Raw genomic sequence first — 641 nt, 5'->3', positions numbered from 1 at the left:
TTCTTGAAGAGTTTCACTCATTTTCCCTTTTATGGCAGTATAATCTTCATAGTCAGAACGTCCATCAGATTTAAGAATTGCACTGCAATCCTCGGCAAACAATTGCATGAAATTACCTTCCATGAATTCTTTTAAATTTGAGCTTTTATATTCTGACCATTCATCAAGAATAGTTTGACGTTCGTTTTTCTTAAACAAATTTTTAAATAATATCATGTGATAAAGTCCTTTCTAATAATCAATACGGAAACAGATTCCTTTTATGTTTCCGAAATTATCTGTCTCGAACTCGGCTTTGAGATTTGACATAAAAGCTTCAGAAAGTTGTTTTCCTACCAGCTCTCGAAGTTTTATTTCGCGTTGCTGTTTTTCTTCAACTGGAACGGACTTTACTTTAACTTTATACATCGGCAATAATTCAACACGCTGAATACTTTGTAAAGCTTTCAATTCAACTGGATCATATGCCAAAAAATTTGCCCAATATATGGTTTTTCCAGTTTTTTTGATAGTCATTGTGTCAGCATTAAATTCTTTGATTACCAAATTTTTTGGAAATCCGACTTTTTCGCCTTTTTGCAAAGCTTTAAGAACTGCTTCATTGCTATTGATGTCTGTTAGATTAATCATATAATGATTCC

Annotated in this window: 2 protein-coding genes; both read right to left on the bottom strand. The window is 32.3% G+C overall.

Translation table 11 applies throughout. The features are described from left to right. Positions 1 to 216, bottom strand: a 216-nt coding sequence (locus BABA_RS12855; protein WP_007085624.1) for a hypothetical protein, incomplete at its 3' end; no start/stop codon positions are given. Positions 217 to 231: 15 nt separating this feature from the next. Beyond that, positions 232 to 641 (bottom strand): hypothetical protein (locus BABA_RS12850; RefSeq protein WP_007085623.1); only part of this gene is annotated, 410 nt, incomplete at its 5' end.

It is taken from the genome of Neobacillus bataviensis LMG 21833, assembly GCF_000307875.1.
In the GTDB taxonomy this organism is placed as follows: domain Bacteria; phylum Bacillota; class Bacilli; order Bacillales; family Cytobacillaceae; genus Neobacillus; species Neobacillus bataviensis.
Note: the sequence above shows the minus strand (reverse complement) of the source record. Positions and strands in the feature narration are given on the sequence as shown.